Origin of the sequence: Streptomyces sp. NPDC058525 (assembly GCF_042719495.1) — a bacterium.
GTDB lineage: Bacteria > Actinomycetota > Actinomycetes > Streptomycetales > Streptomycetaceae > Streptomyces.
On the sequence record NZ_JBHXNP010000060.1, the window covers coordinates 37697 to 55456 of the forward strand.

Annotated in this window: 14 protein-coding genes; 4 read left to right on the plus strand and 10 right to left on the minus strand. The window is 74.1% G+C overall.

All coding sequences use genetic code 11. From position 1 onward, the window contains the following. Position 1 precedes the first annotated feature (1 nt). Positions 2-1051 carry a zinc-dependent alcohol dehydrogenase family protein gene (locus ACFWP3_RS25820; protein WP_384225308.1) on the plus strand — a complete coding sequence of 350 codons (1050 nt, stop codon included), beginning with the start codon at positions 2-4 and terminating at the stop codon, positions 1049-1051. Here the strand turns inward: ACFWP3_RS25820 and ACFWP3_RS25825 are convergent. Continuing rightward, positions 1048-1731, minus strand: coding sequence for a response regulator (locus tag ACFWP3_RS25825; protein WP_384225311.1), 684 nt, complete (start codon positions 1729-1731; stop codon positions 1048-1050). The two genes, ACFWP3_RS25820 and ACFWP3_RS25825, sit on opposite strands and share 4 nt — an antisense overlap. Next, positions 1728-2921 carry a sensor histidine kinase gene (locus ACFWP3_RS25830; protein WP_384225313.1) on the minus strand — a complete coding sequence of 398 codons (1194 nt, stop codon included), beginning with the start codon at positions 2919-2921 and terminating at the stop codon, positions 1728-1730. The genes ACFWP3_RS25825 and ACFWP3_RS25830 overlap by 4 nt, the downstream gene beginning before the upstream one ends. A gap of 272 nt (positions 2922-3193) precedes the next feature. Here ACFWP3_RS25830 and ACFWP3_RS25835 point away from each other — a divergent pair, with 272 nt between their 5' ends. Continuing rightward, positions 3194-5413, plus strand: coding sequence for an MMPL family transporter (locus tag ACFWP3_RS25835; RefSeq protein WP_384225316.1), 2220 nt, complete (start codon positions 3194-3196; stop codon positions 5411-5413). Between the two features lie 42 nt (positions 5414-5455). Here the strand turns inward: ACFWP3_RS25835 and ACFWP3_RS25840 are convergent, their stop codons facing one another. The 8 genes from ACFWP3_RS25840 to ACFWP3_RS25875 all read right to left on the minus strand — a co-directional run bounded on the left by ACFWP3_RS25840 (position 5456) and on the right by ACFWP3_RS25875 (position 15209). Further along, a complete protein-coding gene (locus ACFWP3_RS25840; RefSeq protein ID WP_384225319.1) occupies positions 5456-6280 on the minus strand; it encodes a PaaX family transcriptional regulator C-terminal domain-containing protein in 825 nt (274 codons plus the stop codon). A gap of 59 nt (positions 6281-6339) precedes the next feature. Then, the gene (locus ACFWP3_RS25845) at positions 6340-7065 is read right to left on the minus strand and encodes an Asp/Glu racemase (RefSeq protein ID WP_384225347.1); all 726 of its coding nucleotides are present in this window, start codon (positions 7063-7065) and stop codon (positions 6340-6342) included. Positions 7066-7146: 81 nt separating this feature from the next. Next, on the minus strand, positions 7147-8055 hold the full coding sequence (locus ACFWP3_RS25850) for a fumarylacetoacetate hydrolase family protein (RefSeq protein WP_384225322.1): 909 nt from the start codon (positions 8053-8055) through the stop codon (positions 7147-7149). A gap of 16 nt (positions 8056-8071) precedes the next feature. Further along, entirely contained in the window at positions 8072-9187 is a 1116-nt protein-coding gene (locus tag ACFWP3_RS25855) for a cupin domain-containing protein (RefSeq protein WP_384225325.1), read from the minus strand. Continuing rightward, positions 9184-10185 (minus strand): carbon-nitrogen hydrolase family protein, encoded by a 1002-nt coding sequence (locus ACFWP3_RS25860; protein ID WP_384225327.1) that lies wholly within the window; start codon positions 10183-10185, stop codon positions 9184-9186. Before ACFWP3_RS25860 ends, ACFWP3_RS25855 begins: the two co-directional genes overlap by 4 nt. 11 nt (positions 10186-10196) lie before the next feature. After that, positions 10197-12500 carry an FAD-dependent monooxygenase gene (locus ACFWP3_RS25865; protein ID WP_384225330.1) on the minus strand — a complete coding sequence of 768 codons (2304 nt, stop codon included), beginning with the start codon at positions 12498-12500 and terminating at the stop codon, positions 10197-10199. Beyond that, complete coding sequence (locus tag ACFWP3_RS25870; protein WP_384225332.1) at positions 12482-14653, minus strand: AMP-binding protein; 2172 nt, start codon at positions 14651-14653, stop codon at positions 12482-12484. The genes ACFWP3_RS25865 and ACFWP3_RS25870 overlap by 19 nt, the downstream gene beginning before the upstream one ends. 127 nt (positions 14654-14780) lie before the next feature. Then, positions 14781-15209, minus strand: a complete 429-nt coding sequence (locus ACFWP3_RS25875; RefSeq protein WP_384225335.1) for an ATP-binding protein — start codon at positions 15207-15209, stop codon at positions 14781-14783. 224 nt (positions 15210-15433) lie between these two features. Here ACFWP3_RS25875 and ACFWP3_RS25880 point away from each other — a divergent pair, with 224 nt between their 5' ends. Together ACFWP3_RS25880 and ACFWP3_RS25885 are read left to right on the plus strand one after the other, a co-directional pair. After that, a complete protein-coding gene (locus ACFWP3_RS25880; RefSeq protein WP_384225337.1) occupies positions 15434-16441 on the plus strand; it encodes an alpha/beta hydrolase fold domain-containing protein in 1008 nt (335 codons plus the stop codon). Then, positions 16431-17183 (plus strand): phosphatase PAP2 family protein, encoded by a 753-nt coding sequence (locus ACFWP3_RS25885; RefSeq protein WP_384225339.1) that lies wholly within the window; start codon positions 16431-16433, stop codon positions 17181-17183. The genes ACFWP3_RS25880 and ACFWP3_RS25885 overlap by 11 nt, the downstream gene beginning before the upstream one ends. The last annotated feature ends 577 nt before the right edge of the window (positions 17184-17760 follow it).

Consider the following 17760-nt stretch of genomic DNA (forward strand, 5'->3'; position numbering starts at 1 on the left):
CATGCGCGCGGTGGTGTTCGACCGGTACGGCGAGCCGGCCGAGGTCAGGGAGGTCGCGGACCCGCGTCCGCCCACGGCCGGGGTGGTGGTGCGGGTGGAGGCCACCGGTCTGTGCCGCAGCGACTGGCACGGCTGGATGGGGCACGACCCGGGCATCGTGCTCCCCCACGTGCCGGGCCACGAACTGGCGGGCGTGGTGGAGGCGGTGGGGCCGGGCGTCGCCAACTGGCGGATCGGCGACCGGGTCACCGCGCCGTTCGTGTGCGCCTGCGGAAGCTGCGCCGACTGCGCGGCGGGCGACCACCAGGTGTGCGCGCGCCAGACGCAGCCCGGGTTCACGCACTGGGGATCCTTCGCCGAGTACGTGGCCCTCGACCATGCCGACGTGAACCTGGTGGCCGTGCCCGGGGAGTTGTCGTACGCGACCGCGGCGGGGCTCGGCTGCCGCTTCGCGACGGCCTTCCGCGCGGTCGTCGCGCAGGGGCGGGTCGCGGCGGGCGAGTGGGTCGCCGTGCACGGCTGCGGCGGCGTCGGCCTCTCCGCCGTGATGATCGCGGCTGCGGCCGGGGCACGGGTGGTCGCCGTGGACAGGGCGCCCGGGGCGCTGGAGCTGGCGCGCCGGTTCGGGGCCGCGCACTGCGTGGACGCGGCGCGGACGGCCGACACCGCGGCCGCCGTGCGGGAGGTGACCGGCGGGGGCGCGCACCTGTCGCTGGACGCCCTGGGGTCGCCGGCCACGGCCGCGGCCTCGCTGGACGGGCTGCGCCGCCGGGGGCGGCACGTGCAGGTCGGGCTGCTGCCGGTGGCGGCCGGCGGGACGGTGCTGCCGATGGAGCGTGTGATCGGCTGGGAGCTGGAGATCATCGGGAGCCACGGGATGGCGGCGCACGCCTACCCGCCGATGATGGAACTCGTCCGCTCCGGGAGCCTGCGCCCGGACCTGCTCGTCACCTCGGCGATCCCGCTCGACGCGGCCCCGGCAGCGCTCGCCGCGATGGGCACGGCCCCGGGCCGCGGGGTCACCATCATCCTGCCGCACGAGACGCCTTAGCCCGGGCCGCCCGCTTGGACCAGCCCGGTCTCGTACGCGGCGATCACCGCCTGGGCGCGGTCGCGGACCGGGAGCTTCCCGAAGAGGCTGGTGATGTGGTTCTTCACGGTGGACACGCTGATGTCCATGGCCCGGGCGATCTCCGCGTTGTCGAGCCCGGTGGCCATCAGCCGCCACACCTCCTGCTCGCGCGGGGTGAGGTCGCCCAGGGCCGCCGCGGGCGGCCGCGGCCGGCTCGGGGCCAGGACGTAGGCGGAGATCAGCCGGGTCAGCAGCCGGGGTGCGACGGCTGCCTCCCCGGTGTGCACCACCCGTACCGCCGCGACCAGTTCCTCCGGTGAGATGTCCTTGGGCAGGAAGCCGTAGGCGCCGGCGCGCAGTGCGGCGACCACGTACTCGTCCATGTCGAAGGTGCTCAGTGCCAGCACCCGGCACTCGGGCAGCGTCCGCGCGAGCCGTTCGGTCGCGCCGACCCCGTCGAGCACCGGCATCCGGATGTCCATGACGACGACGTCGGGCCGCAGCCGGTGCGCGAGGGCCACCGCCTCCTCGCCGTCGGCGGCCTCGCCCACCACCTCGAACGCCGGGTCGGGGGCGAGGATCAGAGCCAGCCCGCGCCGCACCAGCGGCTGGTCGTCCGCAATCAGCACCCGGATCGCCGCCGTGCTCCCGCCGCTCATGCCCGTACCCCTTCCTCGGCCGTCAGCGGCAGCCGGGCCGCCACCCGGAACCCGCCCCCGGCCAGCGGTCCGGCCTCCAGCGTGCCGCCGTGCAGGGCGACCCGCTCCCGCATGCCCAGCAGACCGTAGCCGGACCCGGCGGGCGCGGCCGCGGCTCCCGCCCCGTCGTCCGACACCTCCACGGACAGCCCGTGCGCCCCGTACGTCAGCCGTACGGAAGCCCGCGCCCGGCCCGCGTACTTGCGCGCGTTCGTCAGCGCCTCCTGCACGATGCGGAACACGGTCAGGCCCACGCTCGGCGGCAACGGGCGCTCCTCACCGCGCACGTCCAGTTCGACGGGCAGCCCGGCCCGGCAGGTCTCGGCGACGATCCCGGGCAGGTCCCCGACCCCGGGCTGCGGGGCCGTGGGCGCCTCCTCCGCCTCGTCGCCCGCCCGCAGCACGTCCAGCAGCTGTCGCATCTCGCGCAGCGCCATCCGTCCGGACCCCTCCAGGGTGACCAGCGCCTCCCGGGCCGTCTCCGGGTCGTGTCGCAGGTTGGCCCGGGCGCCCCCGGCCATCAGCTGCATGGTGGTGATGTGGTGGGCCACGATGTCGTGCAGCTCCCGGGCGATGCGGCGGCGTTCGTCGGCCACCGCACGGTCGGCGAGGAGGCGGCGGTTGGCCTCGTTCTCACGGTGCCAGCGGTTCATCGCGGCCGCGGTGACGAGCACGAGCAGTACGTTGGCCAGGCTGCCGACCACGTCCACGGTCCCCGGCAGCGACGAGCGGCCCACCAGCGGCATCACCGCGCAGACGAACGCGGCCGCCGCCACCACGGCCGCGCGCCGGGACCGGGCGACCGTGTACAGGGCGACCACGGTCGTCGCCGTGAAGTGCTGCCCCACCGGCACGCTCAGGTTCAGGGCCAGGTCGGTCAGCAGGACGGCCGCGAGGGTGGCCAGCGGGGCGCGGCGCCGGGCCAGCAGCGGCAGGGCGGCCACCACCAGCAGCACGCACCCGGCCGGCGGGACGTACCCGCGGTCGAGCTGGCTGCCGAAGGAGAAGCTGAGCAGGTCCACGACGGCCGCCCCAACGGTGACCAGCGCGTCGTTGCGGGTCCAGGGCAGGGCGTCGCGGTCGGGCCGGGCTCCGTCCGGCCGGGCTCCGCCGGGCCGGGAACCCTCCCGGGCGGCTGGTCTCTTCGGCATGCTGTGTCCTCCCCCGCGGGCGCCCCCGCCGACCGCCGGTGCGCACGACCGGCCGTCGTCTCGTGATCCATTCTGGCACCGGCCTCCGGCCCGGCCCCGGGCCCCGGGGCGGATCCCGGACCAGGACCAGGGTCCTGGTCGGTGCTCCGGCCCGGCCCCCGCTCCCGGGCGCCGTCTCCTCCCGCGCTCGGACGATTCGCCCGCTCCCCGCTGATGAGCTGGACATCGGCCGGGAGACCCCGGCGAACCACCCACCTCCGAAGGACAACAACGTGATCCGCGCCCTGACCGGGTTCTCCACCCGCAGCCCGTGGAAGGTCATCGCCGTCTGGGCGGTGCTGGGCATCTTCCTGTCCGTGCTCAGCCAGCCCCTGGTCTACCGGGTGACCGAGACCCAGAGCGGCGCGTTCCTGCCCGCGCGGTACGACTCGGCCGCCGCACTGCGGGTCGCCGAGGAGGAGTTCGGGGTGAAACCGGACGGCAACGCGGTGACCCTGCTCGTGGCCCGCGCCGACGGCGCGCCCCTCACCGAGGCCGACGAGCGGAGCATCGCCGCCGTCGCCGGACAGCTGGCCGGCCGGCGCGTCGAGATGCCCGCGCCGAAGGAGGACGAGCCGCCCGCCTTCCTGAACGAGGACCACTCCCAGACCCCCGCGGTCAGTCCCGCGATGACCGCACCCGACCGCGCCTTCGGGCTGCTCACCGTCGAGCTGACCGGCAACTCCCTGGACCCCGGCCTCCAGCGCGTCTACCGCGTCTTCCACGACCGGGCCGAGGAGGCGTTCGAGCAGGCCGGGATGCGCACCGGCTTCACCGGCGGCCTGGCCGACCTCACCGACACGGCCGACGCCGAGAAGACCACCCAGACCGTCGTCGGCATCGCCATGGTCGGCCTGATCGTGCTCATCAACATCCTGGTGTTCCGCAGCGTCCTGGCCGCCCTGGTGCCGCTGCTCGCGGTGGTCGTCGTCGGCGGGGCCGCGGCGGGCACGGTGATCGGCGCCGCGATGCTCACGGGCATCAAGCTGGACCCCTCCACCCCCAGCATGATCAGCGTCGTGCTCATCGGCATCGGCGTCGACTACTTCCTCTTCCTGCTCTTCCGCTTCCGCGAACAGCTGCGCTCCCGCCCCGACCAGCCCGCCCGGGAGGCGGCCGCGCAAGTCAGCGCCCGGGTCGGCACGGCCGTCACATCGGCCGCCCTGACGATCGTGGCCGCCTTCGCCACCCTCGCCGTCGCGACCTTCGGACAGTTCCGCGTCCTCGGCCCCGCCATCGCCGTATCGGTCCTGGTCATGCTGCTGGCCAGCCTGACCCTGATGCCCGCGCTGCTCGCGGCCACCGGACGCCGGATGTTCTGGCCCTCGCGCGCCCTGAAGCGGCAGCCGGCGGAGGGTACGGCCGCCCGCTTCGGCGCCCTGGTCGCCCGCCGTCCGCTGCGCCTGGTCCTCGCCTCCGTCGCCCTGCTGGGCGCCCTCTCGGCCGGACTGGCCGGCATCCGGATGGACTTCGGCCAGGGCGGCGGCAACCACGAGACCCCGGCCGCGGCCACCGCCGCCGAGATCTCCCGCGCCCTGCCCGCGGGGGTGTCCGACCCGGCCACGGTCTACGTCACCGCGAAGGACGGCCGCGCCCTCGACCCCGAGCGGATCGAGGCCCTGCCCCGGGCCCTCGGCGCGGTCGACGGCGTCGGCAGGATCGGCCCGACCACCCTCAACGAGGAGCGCACGGCGGCCCGTTTCGACCTCTACCTCACCCCGGGGCCGCAGACCCAACAGGCCCGCGACCTCGTCTCGGGGCCCGTCCGCGCCGCGGTCGCCGGCGCCGTCCCCGCGGGGACCGAGGCCCATGTCGGCGGCACGGCCGCGGTCTTCGCCGACATCTCCACCGCCGTCGACCACGACCTCCGGATCGTCTTCCCGGTCGCCGCGGTACTGATCGCCCTCATCCTGCTCGTCCTGCTGCGCAGCCTGCTCGCCCCCGCGATCCTCATGACCGCCGTCGGCCTCGGGTTCGCCGCCACCCTCGGCGCCTCCGCGCTCTTCTTCCAGCACCTGCTCGACGAGCCCGGCGTCAACTTCGTGCTCCCGCTGGTGCTGTTCCTCTTCGTGGTCGCCCTCGGCACCGACTACAACATCCTGATCAGCGACCGCATACGCGAGGAGATGGAACGCCCCGGACCGGCCCGCGAGGCTGTCGCCCGGGCCGTACGGCACACCGCGCCCGCGATCGCCACGGCCGGCGTCGTCCTGGCGGCCTCCTTCGGCAGCCTCGCCGTCAACGTGAACCCGTCCACCCGGCAGATCGGCTTCGCGACGGCGCTCGGCATCATGCTGTCGGCGTTCGTCCTGTCCATCGTGCTGGTGCCCGCGCTCGCCGCGCTCCTCGGCCGCAGGACCTGGTGGCCGCTCCGCCCGGGCGCCGCCCGGGGCCGCCGCGAGGCCGCCCCGCGCGCATCCCGCCCGGACCCCGACCGCGTGTCCGTCGGCTAGGCGCCGCCGGTGCTGTCGGCCCGGCCCGCGCCGGCAAGGCCGTCAGCCCGGCAGGCCCGTCACGTCCTGGACGTGGCGCAGGCTCGGTTCCAGCAGCACCGTGTGGAGCTGCTGGAACAGCTGGCGTGCCGCGACCGCGTTCCAGTCCGCCGGGAGCAGTTCGGTCGGCAGGCCCGGGTCGAGGTAGGGCAGGCGGCGCCACTGGGTGAGCAGCGGCACGTAGTGGCGGAACGCCTGCGCGGGGTCCGGGTCCGGCCCGGCGGCGAGCGCGGCCGCGACCGGCGCGTAGGTGTCGGTGAAGGCCGCGTACTGGGTCTGGATCGCCGGGAAGTCCCACCACGAGCTGACCGTGTCGGGCAGGTCGCTGAAGGCGGCGTACTCGGCGGCGAACAGGTGGACGTAGTCGCTGAGGCCGAGCCGCTCCAGCATGCCGCGCGCGTCGTCGAGCAGCCGGCCGGGGGCCAGCCAGACCCCGGGGGCGATGTTGCCGAAGCCGAGCCAGGTCAGCCGGGTGCGCAGCTGGTAGCGGTGCGAGCGCTCGGACTCGGGGACGGAGAAGACCGCCATGGCCCAGCCGTCGGCGAGGTCGGCGGGTTCGAGGCTGGCGAAGATCCGGCGGTCCCCCTCGTCGAAGACGGGGTGGACGGCCGGGCTGAGCCGGTATCCGGTGGCGCCGCGGCGCTCCGGTTCGAGGACTCCGCGCTTCTTCAGGCGGGAGATCGCCGAGCGTACGGCCGGTCCGTCGACGTCGAGTTCGGCCATCAGCGTGATCAGGTCCGCGATGGAGATCCAGCCGCCGAGGCGACGCAGGAACGCCCCGTAGACCGTGTTGATCAACGAGCTGGGCCGAAGGGGGCTGTCCGACATGATCGCCTTCCGTTGTACGCGGTCGCGATCATATCGAGCCCTCCTCCGGCCCCCTCGGGCTACCTGGGCAGCGGGGCCCGCGCGTAGGCGCCGGAGAGCAGGTGCCCGGCTCCCGGGGCCACGGCCTCGAGGTCCAGGGCGCGCAGCATCTGGTGGGCGGTGCAGACGGCCGCGGACACGACCGGCTTGCCGAGCAGCTGTTCGGCCTCCTCGATGGCGGTCAGCGAGGGCATCTGCACGCAGGCCGACAGGACGACCGCGTCGGCCTCGGCGTACTCCAGCGCCCGGGCCAGGCCGGGCAGCCGGGCCGGGTCGTGGGCGGCGACGTCGAGGTTGTCCGGGATCTCCAGGGCCCGGTGGTCGAGCACCTCGATGCCTTCGTGGCCGAGGTAGTCGACGACGGTCCGGGTCAGCGGGCGCATGTACGGGGCGAGCAGCACGATCTTCTTGGCGCCGAGCGTGTGCAGCCCGTGCACCAGGGCCCCGGCGCTGGTGACCACGGGCGCCGGGCCGCCGTTCTCCGCGGTGCGCAGGTGCAGGCGTTCCTGGGCGGTGCGGTGGTAGCCGAGGCCCATGCTCATGATGGCGACGAGGCAGGCGTAGCCGAGGACGTCGACGCGGGCGTCGGACAGTTCCACGGCGCAGCGGTCGGAGTCGGCGTCCATGGCCTTGAGCTGCTCGGGCGTCACATGGGTCATGCGCATCCGGCTGGAGTGGAAGGTGAAGCGCTCGTCGGGGAAGAGGCTCTGGCGGGCCCGCAGGATCGCCGGGATCTCGGTCTCCATGGTGACGTTGGAGCTCGGCACGATCTGGCCGATACGGAAGGTGCGTTCGGTGCGGTCGGTGCGGTCGGGCACGGGTGCTCCTCAGCGGGCGTCGACGACGGGGTTGGTCAGGGTGCCGATCAGCTCGACGGTGGCTTCCACGGTGTCCCCGGGGACGAGGAACTCCGGCGGGACCATGCCGGCGCCGACGCCGGAGGGCGATCCCGTCGCGATGACGTCGCCCGGCTCCAGGGTCATGCCGGAGCTGATGTCGGCGATCAGGCGGGCGATGGGGAAGAGCATGTGGCGGGTGTTCGACTTCTGCTTGGTGACGCCGTTGACGCGCAGCGAGAGGTCGAGGGCCATCGGGTCGGGGATCGCGTCCGCCGTGACGACGACCGGGCCGAAGGGGGCGTAGGAGTCCTGGCCCTTGGAGAAGAACCACTGGCCGGAGCGGCGCTGGTCGCGGGCGCTGATGTCGTTGACGATGCCGTAGCCGAAGACGTGGTCGTACGCCTCCTCCTCGCTGACCCGGAACGCGGTGCGGCCGATGACGACGGCCAGTTCGCACTCCCAGTCGAGCTGCGTGGTGAGGTCGGCGTTGTGCAGGATGGGCTGACCCGGCCCGGTGACGGCGGTGGCCGGCTTGGAGAACAGGACCGGGCGCGGCGGGCGCTCCTTGTCGGTGTCCAGGCTGCGGCTGGACTCCTCCACGTGCTCCACGTAGTTGAGGCCCACCCCGATGATCTTGCCGGGGCGGTGCGGGGCGCGCAGGGTGACCTCGTCCAGCCGGTGCACGGATCCGGCGGGCCGGTCCGCCGGATCCGCGGCGAGCAGCCGCCCGGCGGTCTCCAGGGCGGCGGGGCCGGCCTGGATGAAGGAGAGCAGGTCGTGCGGGAGGCGGACTCCGGCCCGGTCGGCGAGGGCGGCCAGGTCGACGACGAGGCCGTCGGCCTCGGCGCCCAGGCGTGCCGCGGAGTCGGCGGTGGTGGTGAAGGTCAGCAGTCGCATGGGGGTTCCTCGGGGGTCAGGCGGTGACGGGCTGGTGGCCGCCGTGGTCGGCGTACGCCTCTTCCCGGTGGAAACCGAGCGAGCGCATGACGGGGAAGTCGTTGAAGGAGAACAGGCAGGCGTCCTCGGACGGATCCAGGTTGTGGTGCTCGTGCCAGGCCCAGGACGGGACGCAGAAGATGTCGCCCTCGGTCCACTCGTACCGCCGTCCGGCGATCACCGAGAACCCGCGGCCCTTCGCGGCCGTGTAGATCACCGATCCGGTGTGGCGGTGTGCGCGGGTGGCCTGGCCGGGGCGCAGCAGCTGCATGTGGGCGCCCATGGTGGGCATGACCGAGCCGCCGGTGAGCGGGTTGGTGTACTCGGCGATGACCCCGTCGTACGGGGAGCCCTCTTCGGCCTCGGCCAGGCCCAGCAGGGCCGCGTACGTCTGCTCCCAGGGGAAGGCGAGCAGCGGCGAGTAGGGCCGGGTCCACTTCTCCGAGCCGTACGGCAGCAGGTGCGCCGCGTACGTCAGGACGGAGGAGTTGATGACCTTTCCGGGCTTCTGGTACAGCTCGGGGTGCACCTCGTAGAACCCGGCGTCCAGGGCGTTGACCAGCGGGATGTCGAGTCCGTCCTGCCAGATGACGGGCTCGTCGGCCGATTCGTTGCCGTGTTCGTGCCAGGTGCCGTTGGGGGTGATGGCGAAGTCGCGCGGCCCGACCTTCAGCTTCTGGCCGTCGACGATCGTCCAGGCCCCGGTGCCCTCGTGGACGAAGCGCAGGGCGGCCGCCTGGTGGCGGTGTGCGGTCATCGCCTCGCCGGGCCCCATGATCTGCAGGCCGGTGTAGAGGAGTCCGGCGGCGGCGCTGACGTCCCGGCGGCCGGGGTTGACGAGCATGACCACGCGGCGGCCGGCGTCGTCGGCCCGGACCAGGCCGAGGGCCTTGTGCACGAGGGGGCGCAGATCGGCGTAACGCCACAGCACGGGAACGGACTTGGGCTGCGGGTACCAGGGCTCGATGTCGTTGGCGACGGTCCACAGCGCGCCCGCGTCCAGGGCGCCGAGTTCCTCGTAGTAGGCGGTGAGTTCGGGGGTGTCGGTCACCCGGGCGCGGCCGAGGGCGGTGTCGTCCTGCTCGGTGGTCATGCGTCCTCCTCGGAGGGGGTGGTCGGGGGGCACGGGGGCACGGTGAACGTGACGGGCAGGCGGGGGCGGTTGTCGACTTCGAGGCGGAAGACGTCGAAGCGGTTGTAGTGGCCGACGATGTCGTGCATCTGCTTGGGCTGGACGCAGCGCGCCAGGTCGATCTCGCCGTAGACGATGCCCTCGTCGTCGACGAGGGGCTCGCTGACCGGGCGGCCGTCGGGGCCGAAGATCCCGGACAGGGCGCTGCGCGGCCGGGTGAACTGCTTGCGCAGTTCCTCGTCGTCCCCGGCGAGGAGGTCGACGATCTCCGGGGATACGGTGGAGCAGGCGACGACGGAGAAGACCTTGCCCTCGAAGCTGTGGGCGGCGGTGCGGACCGCGATCGCGTCGGCCATGTCGTAGTCGGCCGGGGCCACGGGCAGGGCGATGTAGCAGGAGGCGTGCACGAGTTCCCCCTGGGCGAGGAGCGCGAACCGGGCCAGGGTGTTGGTGTTCTCCCCGCAGGCCAGTACGCCGAGCGGCCCGACGGGGGTGTCGTGGACCCGCAGCGAACTGCCGTCGCCTCCGGTCCAGGTGAGCTTCTCCGCCCAGGTGGGCACCAGCTTGCGGTGCACGCCGAGGAGTTCGCCCTCCGGGCCGATGGTGAGCAGGGTGTTGTGCAGCACGCCGAGGCTGTACGGGACCCGCTCGTTGACGCCGATGACCAGCGTGATGCCGTGCCGGCGGGCGGCGGCGCACAGGGCGCCGACGTGCGGGCCGGGGATGTCGACCGAGGCGGCCCGGAGCCGCTCGAACCAGGATGAGCCCTGGACCGGGTTCACGGTCCAGTTCCAGTACGGGTAGCCGGGGACGAACACCTCGGGGAACACGACGAGTTCGGCGCCGTTGCCGGCGGCCTCGGCGATCAGGGCAACGGCCTTGTCGACGGTGGCCGCGGGATCGAGGTAGACGGGTGCGGCCTGGACGGCCGCGGCCGTGAAGCGGCGCAGGTTGTCCATGGGGACCTCCGCTATCGGGGGGCGGGCGCCGCGGCGACGCGCGGCAGCCAGCGCCGGTGGACGGGTTCGGCTGCCGGGCGCAGCAGTTCGAGGCGGGGCGGCACCCGGTCGGTGCGGGCGGCGGGCGGCCTTCGGCGGCCCGCCGCCCAGGACGGCGCCCAAGGCGCCGCGGGCCCCTGATAGCCCTGGGCGGCCGCGGCGTGCAGGGTCCACAGGGGGTCGTGGAGCTGGGCGCGGCCGACACCGCAGAGGTCGGCGCGGCCGGCCAGGATGATCGAGTTCACGTCGTCGTAGGTGGAGATCGCGCCGACGGCGATGGTGGGGACGCCGGTGGCGTTGCGGATCAGGTCGGCGTACGGGGTCTGGTAGCTGCGGCCGTACCGGGGCCGTTCGTGGGCGACGACCTCTCCCGTGGAGACGTCGATGGCGTCGGCGCCCGCCTCGTCGAGGGCGCGGGCGATGGCCACGGCATCGGCCTCGGTCAGGCCGCCCTCGGCCCAGTCGGCGGCCGAGATCCGTACGAGCAGGGCCTTGCCGAAGGGCCACACCGCCCGTACGGCGCGCAGCACTTCGAGCGGCAGGCGCAGCCGTCCGGCGAGGTCTCCGCCGTAGGCGTCGGTGCGCCGGTTGGTCAGCGGCGAGAGGAAGCCGGAGAGCAGGTGGCCATGCCCGTACTGGAGTTCCAGCGCGTCGAAGCCGGCCCGGTCGGCGCGCCGGGCCGCGGACACGAAGTCCCGTACGATCGCGTCCATGTCGGCCCGGTCGGCCTCGCGCGGCAGACGGCTGAGCTCGTCCCAGGCCAGGCCCGAGGCGGCTACGGGCGGCCCGTCGCCGGTGGCCGCGCGGCGTCCGGCGTGGGTGAGCTGGATGCCGATGAGGGTGTCGCACTGGCCGTGGACGAAGCCGGTGATGCGCTCCCAGGCCGCTTCCTGCTCGTCGCTCCACAGGCCGGGGCAGCCGGGAGTGGCCCGGCCGTCGGCGCTGACGGCGGTCATCCCGGCGAGGACGAGGCCGGAGCCGCCGAGGGCCTGGGTGCTGAGGTGGACGAGGTCGAAGTCGCCCGGCACCCCGCCGCGGGCGGTGTCCAGTGCGGTGGGCGGTACGACGACCCGGTTGCGCAGCAGCAGGCCGCCGAGCCGGAACGGCCGGAACATGGGCGGCACGGGCGAGGAGCCGTTGACGGCGCTGGTGAAGCCCTCGTCGCGCACGCGCAGGTTGTCGTAGGTGACGCGGCGGCTGCGGGTGAGCAGGTTGAAGGCGAACTGGTGGGGGTCCTGGCCGGTGTACCGGTCGATGTGCTCGAACCATTCCAGGCTGGCCTGGGCCGCCCGCTGGGTCGACTCCACGACGGGCTTGCGCTCCTCCTCGTACGCGGCGAGCGCCCTCGGCACGTCGGGGTGTTCGTGCAGGCAGGCGGCCAGGGCGAGGGAGTCCTCCATGGCGAGCTTGGTGCCGGAGCCGATGGAGAAGTGCGCGGTGTGGGCGGCGTCGCCGAGCAGCACGATGTTGCCGCGGCGCCAGGTGCGGTTGCGGACGGTGCTGAACCGCAGCCACTTGGAGTTGTTGGGCAGGAGCCGGTGGCCGTCGAGATGGTCCGCGAGGAGCTCCTCGCAGCGCCGGATGCTCTCGGTGTCGCTCGCGCCGGGCGGCAGGACGCGGTCCTCGGACTCCGCGAAGCCCGCGCGGCGCCAGGAGTCCTCGGACATCTCCACGATGAAGGTGGAGCGGGTGTCGTCGTACGGGTAGGCGTGCACTTGGAGCGTGCCGAAGTCCCGCTCTTCGACGATGAAGGTGAAGGCCTCGAAGACCTTGTCCGTGCCGAGCCACATGTAGCGGCCGGCGCGTTCGTCGAGGTCGGGGCCGAAGGTGTCGGCGAAGGCCGTGCGGGTGGCCGACCGTACGCCGTCGCAGGCCACCACCAGGTCGTGCGTGGCGGCGAGTTCGGCGGCGGGCGGGGCCTCGGTGCGGTAGCGGACGTCGACCGCCAGGGCGGAGCAGCGCTCCTGGAGGATCCGCAGCAGGTGCCGGCGGCCGAGGGCGGCGAAGCCGTGGCCGCCCGAGGTGAGGGTGCGGCCCCGGTAGCGGATGTCGATGTCGGTCCAGCGGGCGAACCGCGCGGACATGGCCTCGAACGTCTCGCGGTCGGCCTGGGCTATGCCGTCGAGGGTCTCGTCGGAGAACACGACGCCGAAACCGAAGGTGTCGTCGGGGGCGTTGCGCTCCCAGACGGTGATCTCCCAGTGCGGGGAGAGCTGCTTGGCCAGGGCCGCGAAGTACAGCCCGCCGGGTCCTCCTCCTATGACTGCCACGCGCACGGCGTGCCTCCCAGTGGTTCCGAAGCGATGAGGAGCTCGGCCCGTTGCGGGCCCGCGGTGGTGAGTACGGCCCGTACGTCCTCGGGCCAGGGGGTGGACCCGGTGGCGCGGGCGGCCGAGTGGGCGATGACCATCCGTCCGGTGGCCGCCTCGTCCCCCTGCTCGCCGTGGACCGTGAAGGCGTAGTGGAGGGAGCTGGCGCCGACCTTGGTGACCCTGAGCTCGGTGCGCACGGCGTCCCCGAACCAGAGCCGCGCCCGGTAGTCGGCCTCGAAGTGGACCCGGGGCGTGCTGCCGAACAGGTGGGCCAGGCCCAGGCGGCGCAGCAGCACGGCCTCGGCCGCCTCGACCCAGCGCACGACGGTGGAGTGGTGGTAGTGGCCGGCGGCATCGGTGTCGGGCCATTCGACGCGGCGCTCGACGACGACGCTCGGCAGCCGCGCGGGCTCCGGGTGATCCGGCGGGCCGGGCGGCGCGGCGGGTTCCGGGGGATCCGGCGGGGCGGCCGTCGCGGCGGGTTCCGGCGGCGGGGCGGCCGTCCGGGCCGCCAGGGTGCGCAGTTCGGCGCGCCGGAGCTTCCCGGAGCCGGTGCGCGGGAGCTCCGTCACGAACTCCACGGCGCGCGGGTACTTGTAGGGGGCGATGGTCTGCTTGACGTGGTTCTGCAGTGCGCGGACCGTGTCCTGGTCCGCCGGCACGCCCGCGCCCAGCACCACGTACGCCTTGACGACCATGCCGCGCCGTTCGTCGGGGGCGCCGACGACACCGCACTCCTCGACGTACGGGTGCGCGGCGAGGGCCTTCTCGACCTCGGGGCCCGCGATGTTGTAGCCGGAGGAGACGATCATGTCGTCGCTGCGGGCGACGTACCAGAAGTAGCCCTCGGCATCGCGGACATAGGTGTCCCCGGTGATGTTCCAGCCGTTCCTGACGTACGAGGCCTGGCGCGGGTCCGCGAGGTAGCGGCAGCCGGTGGGTCCGGTGACGGCGAGCAGGCCGGGCTGCCCGTCGGGCACGGGATCGCCCTGTTCGTCGACGACGGCGGCGCGGTAGCCGGGCACCGGACGGCCGGTGGAGCCGGGCCGGATGTCCTCGTCGGAAGCCGAGATGAACACGTGCAGCATCTCGGTGGCACCGATGCCGTCGATGATCCGCAGCCCGGTAGCCTCGTGGAACGCGTGCCACACCGAGGCGGGCAGCGGCTCTCCCGCGGAGACGCAGCGGCGCAGCCCGGCCAGCCGGTCCGCCGCCCCGGCCGCCATGATCGCGCGGTAGGCCGTGGGGGCGGTGAACAGGACGGTCACGCCGTGGGCCTCGACGAGCTCGGCCAGCTGCTGCGGGGCCGCCTGCTCGATCAGCAGGGTCGCGGCGCCGACGTACAGCGGGAAGACCACGAGCCCGCCGAGCCCGAAGGTGAAGGCGAGCGGCGGCGTGCCCGTGAACACGTCGTCCGGGCGGGGCTTGAGGACGTGCCGCGAGAAGGTGTCGGCATTGGCGAGCACGTCGCGGTGGAAGTGCAGGGTCGCCTTGGGGCGGCCGGTCGTACCGGAGGTGAAGGCGATCAGCGCCACGTCGTCGGCGGCCGTGGCGACGGTGGTGAAGCGGCCGTCCTTGGCCGCACACCGCGCGGTCAGGTCCTCGGGGCCGGGCCCGCCGTACAGGATGACGGGCAGGCCGGGCAGGTCCGCCGCGTCGAGCTCGCCGGTGTGGCGGTGGTCGCAGATCGCGGCCGACGGCCGGCTGATGTCGTGGAGTTCGGCGAGTTCGGCGGCGCGCAGCAGCGGCATGGTGGTGACGGCCACGCAGCCGGCCTTCAGGACGCCGAACCAGGCGGCCACGAGCCAGGGGTTGTTCGGGCCGCGCAGCAGAACGCGATTGCCGGGGCGCAGGCCGAGGTCCTCGGTGAGCACCTGGGCGACCTGGTTGGCCCGGTGCCGCAGCTCGCCGTAGGTCCAGCGGTCGGTCGGGGTGAGCAGGGCGGGGCGGTCGGGGCCCAGCTTCTCGACGGCGTCGTCGAGCAGTCGCCGGGCGCAGTTGAGCCGGTCCGGGTAGTCCAACTCCGGTAGGTCGAAGTGGAGTTCGGGCCAGAGGGGGTCGGGCGGCAGCCGGTCACGACAGAAGGAGTCGGCGTACGCGGAAGGGGAGAGCTCCATGGGGCGGCACCTCAATCAGGGAGCAGCGGGGGAGACGGGAGCAAGGTATGTCGAATATTTGGCGTCCGTCAACATTGCGCGATATCGCTGCGCCACGGCCACCCCCCCGCACGGCTCGGCCGCCGGCTCAGACCGCCGGGATGCGCACATGGACGGACTTGCCGAACTCATCGGCCACCACGGCGAGTTCACCGCCCAGACCGGCCACCATCAGCTGCACCATCAGCAGTCCGCGCCCGTTTTCGGCGTCGGCGTCGAACGCGGCGCGGGGTGAGGGCAGCCGGGGCAGCGAGGCGCCCTGGTCGGCGACCTCCAGCCGGAGCCATCCGCCGCCGGAGGCCACCGCCACCCGCATCCGCCCGGCGCCCACGTGCCGGACGACGTTGCCGACGAGCTCGCTGACGGCCAGCAGCAGGGCGTCCGACTCGTCGAGGGGGATCCGCCACCCGTCGAGCACGGCCCGGACCCGGGCCCTGACCTGCGGAACGGCCGCCGGGAGGGGGTCGGTGACCCAGTGCGTGACACTGCGGACCGAGCTGCCGGTGGTGGTGAGCATGACGTGCTCCCGGAGGGGGAAGGCGACGCATCCGCTGGAGTGGCTCGTGTAACTCATCCTGAACCGGGACAGCCCCTGGGCTTGTGGTCAGCGGAAACGCATCGCTAGAGTCGTGATTACACGTGTAACATGCTACGTCTCCCCCGGTGGCCTGCGCAAGCATTTCGGACAAACGTCGCGAAGCCTGCGCCCCGCCCCGGCCGCCCCGCCTTGGAAGGGCCGCAATGACGCAATCTCCCCCGGAATCTCCCCCGTCCGGATTCGACGCCGCCGACATGACCTGGCCGCCCCCGCCGTACCGGCTCCCCGTGCCGGCCGTGACCGGCCCGGACGGCGTCCGCCGCTTCGACGGGATCACGTACGCGACCACGCCCGGCTACCGTCCGCGGCTGCTCGACGTGCAGGTGCCCGCCGGCGACGGCCCCTTCCCGGCCGTCGTCTGGATCCACGGCGGCGGCTGGCTGGACGGCGACCGCCGCTACCCGCCGCCGACCGTGCCCGCCGCGCTGCTCCACGGCGCGGTGCTCGCGGCCGGGCTCGCGCTGGTCTCGGTCGACTACCGGCACAGCCTCGAAGCGCCCTTCCCGGCGCAGCTGCACGATGTGAAGGCCGCGGTCCGCTACGTCCGCGCCCACGCGGACGCCCTCGGCATCGACCCCGGCCGCATCGGCGTCTGGGGCGAGTCGGCCGGCGGCCACCTGGCCGCGCTCGCCGGTCTCGTCGGCCCGGGCTCGGCGGGCGGCGCCGCGCTCGAGGGCACGGAGGGGGTCGGCTCCGGGGACACCGGGGTGCTCGCCGTCGTCGACTGGTACGGCTGCTCCGACCTGGTCGCCCTGGCCGCGCACCCCATGCCGCCGATGCCGTCCGAGGTCGCGTTCCCCGACCCGTACGAGGCCCTGCTCGGCGCCCCCGTCGCCGCGGACCCGGAGCCGGCGCGGGTGGCGAGCCCGGTGACGTACGCCGGCGGCCCGCACCTGCCGCCGTTCCTGCTGGTGCACGGGACCCACGACGGGCTGGTCCCCTACAGCCAGAGCGAGGCCCTGGCCGAGGCGCTGGAGGCGGCCGGGGGCGAGGTCACGCTGCGGCCCGTCGAGGGCGCGGACCACATCTTCCTCGGCTCCCCGGAGATCGCCGGGATCGTCGCCGAGAGCGTTGCCTTCCTGGCCGGGCACCTGGGGGCCGGGGCTGCTGCTACCGCTCCCGCTACCGAGAGAGCCGGCCGTGACCGGTAGACCCGCCACGGCCGACGCCGCCGCCGCTGCCCCGTCCGACACCGACGCCGTCCGCCCCGCCGGCCACGCGGTCGGGGCGGTGCGCGGCCGGGTCCGCCTCGTCCTCGGGCTGCTGCTCCTGGGGGGCGCCGCGGTGGCGGGCCTCGTGGTCCGCTCCGACGTCGCCGATCCGCCGTTCCAGGCGCTGGACGAGCGCTGGCTGACCTTGATGGGCGGCCCGCACGAGGGACCGTACGCGGCCGTCGCCTCGGCCCTGAACTGGTTCGGCGGCCCGTTCGGCGCGGTCGTCCCGCTCGGCCTGCTGGCCCTGCTGCTCGTGCGGGGACGCCGGGTGTCGGCCGGGTTCCTGCTGCTCGCCTTCCTCGGCGGCAACATGCTCGTCGTACAGGGGCTCAAGCACCTCGTGGACAGGCCGCGCCCGGCGAACCCGCTGGTCCGCGTCGACCACGGCTCCTTCCCGTCCGGGCACGCCGCCACGGCCGCGCTCCTGGTCGTCGTGGTCGGGGCGCTGCTGGTCCCGGCCGCGCGGCGGCGGCTGTGGTGGACGGCCGGGGCGGTCTTCACCCTGGCCATGATGTGGAGCCGAACCTGGCTGCACGCGCACTGGCTCAGCGACACCGTGGCCGGGGCCGCGGCGGGTGCCGGGGCGGGCCTGGTGGTGTGGTGGCTCCTGACACCGGCCCTGGCCCGGGAACACACCCGCCGCCCTCTCCGCCGGGATCCCCCGACTCCGCCGGGCTGACCCCCGCCTGGCCGGGCCGGGACGGGCCAGGGGCTGGCCAGGCCGGGGGCAGGCCAGGCCGGGGGCAGGCCAGGCCCGGGACGGGCGTGGGGCGGGGTCCCTCCGGAGTGTCTCCTCGGCTCGCGCACTGAGCCCCGGCTACGAAAGCCGAACCAGGGTTGCGCGCTCGTCCTGCGGGGACCCTCCTACACGCCCCCACCCCACGCCCTCAGGCTCCGCAAGCGAGCGGCACGGGGCCCCACAGGACACCCCACCCCAGGCTTCGCAAACCGACGGGCGCATGGCCATACCGGACGACAACCCCACCCAAGGCTTCGCGAGACCAGGGGTACGGGGCCGTACCGGACGACTGCCCCGCCCCAGGCTTCGCGAGACCAGGGGTATGGGGCCGTACCCGACGACCGCCCCGCCGCCGGGGTTCGGGAGCCGAGGGGTGTGGGGCCGTGTAGGGGGGTCCCCGCAGGACGAGCGCGCAACCATGGCCGACACCTTCACAGCCGTGGCTTCGTGCGCGAGCCGAGGAGACACCCCGGAGGGGCCCCGCGCCCCTCGGCTCCCGAAGCCCGGCACCCCACCA

Coding starts and splice junctions, on each gene's coding strand:
- ACFWP3_RS25820 (WP_384225308.1), top strand. CDS start 2: ATGCGCGCGGTGGTGTTCGACCGGTACGGCGAGCCGGCCGAGGTCAGG.
- ACFWP3_RS25825 (WP_384225311.1), bottom strand. CDS start 1,731: ATGAGCGGCGGGAGCACGGCGGCGATCCGGGTGCTGATTGCGGACGAC.
- ACFWP3_RS25845 (WP_384225347.1), bottom strand. CDS start 7,065: ATGGAGACCGAGATCCCGGCGATCCTGCGGGCCCGCCAGAGCCTCTTC.
- ACFWP3_RS25850 (WP_384225322.1), bottom strand. CDS start 8,055: ATGCGACTGCTGACCTTCACCACCACCGCCGACTCCGCGGCACGCCTG.
- ACFWP3_RS25860 (WP_384225327.1), bottom strand. CDS start 10,185: ATGGACAACCTGCGCCGCTTCACGGCCGCGGCCGTCCAGGCCGCACCC.
- ACFWP3_RS25880 (WP_384225337.1), top strand. CDS start 15,434: ATGACGCAATCTCCCCCGGAATCTCCCCCGTCCGGATTCGACGCCGCC.
- ACFWP3_RS25830 (WP_384225313.1), bottom strand. CDS start 2,921: ATGCCGAAGAGACCAGCCGCCCGGGAGGGTTCCCGGCCCGGCGGAGCC.
- ACFWP3_RS25840 (WP_384225319.1), bottom strand. CDS start 6,280: ATGTCGGACAGCCCCCTTCGGCCCAGCTCGTTGATCAACACGGTCTAC.
- ACFWP3_RS25875 (WP_384225335.1), bottom strand. CDS start 15,209: ATGCTCACCACCACCGGCAGCTCGGTCCGCAGTGTCACGCACTGGGTC.
- ACFWP3_RS25855 (WP_384225325.1), bottom strand. CDS start 9,187: ATGACCACCGAGCAGGACGACACCGCCCTCGGCCGCGCCCGGGTGACC.
- ACFWP3_RS25870 (WP_384225332.1), bottom strand. CDS start 14,653: ATGGAGCTCTCCCCTTCCGCGTACGCCGACTCCTTCTGTCGTGACCGG.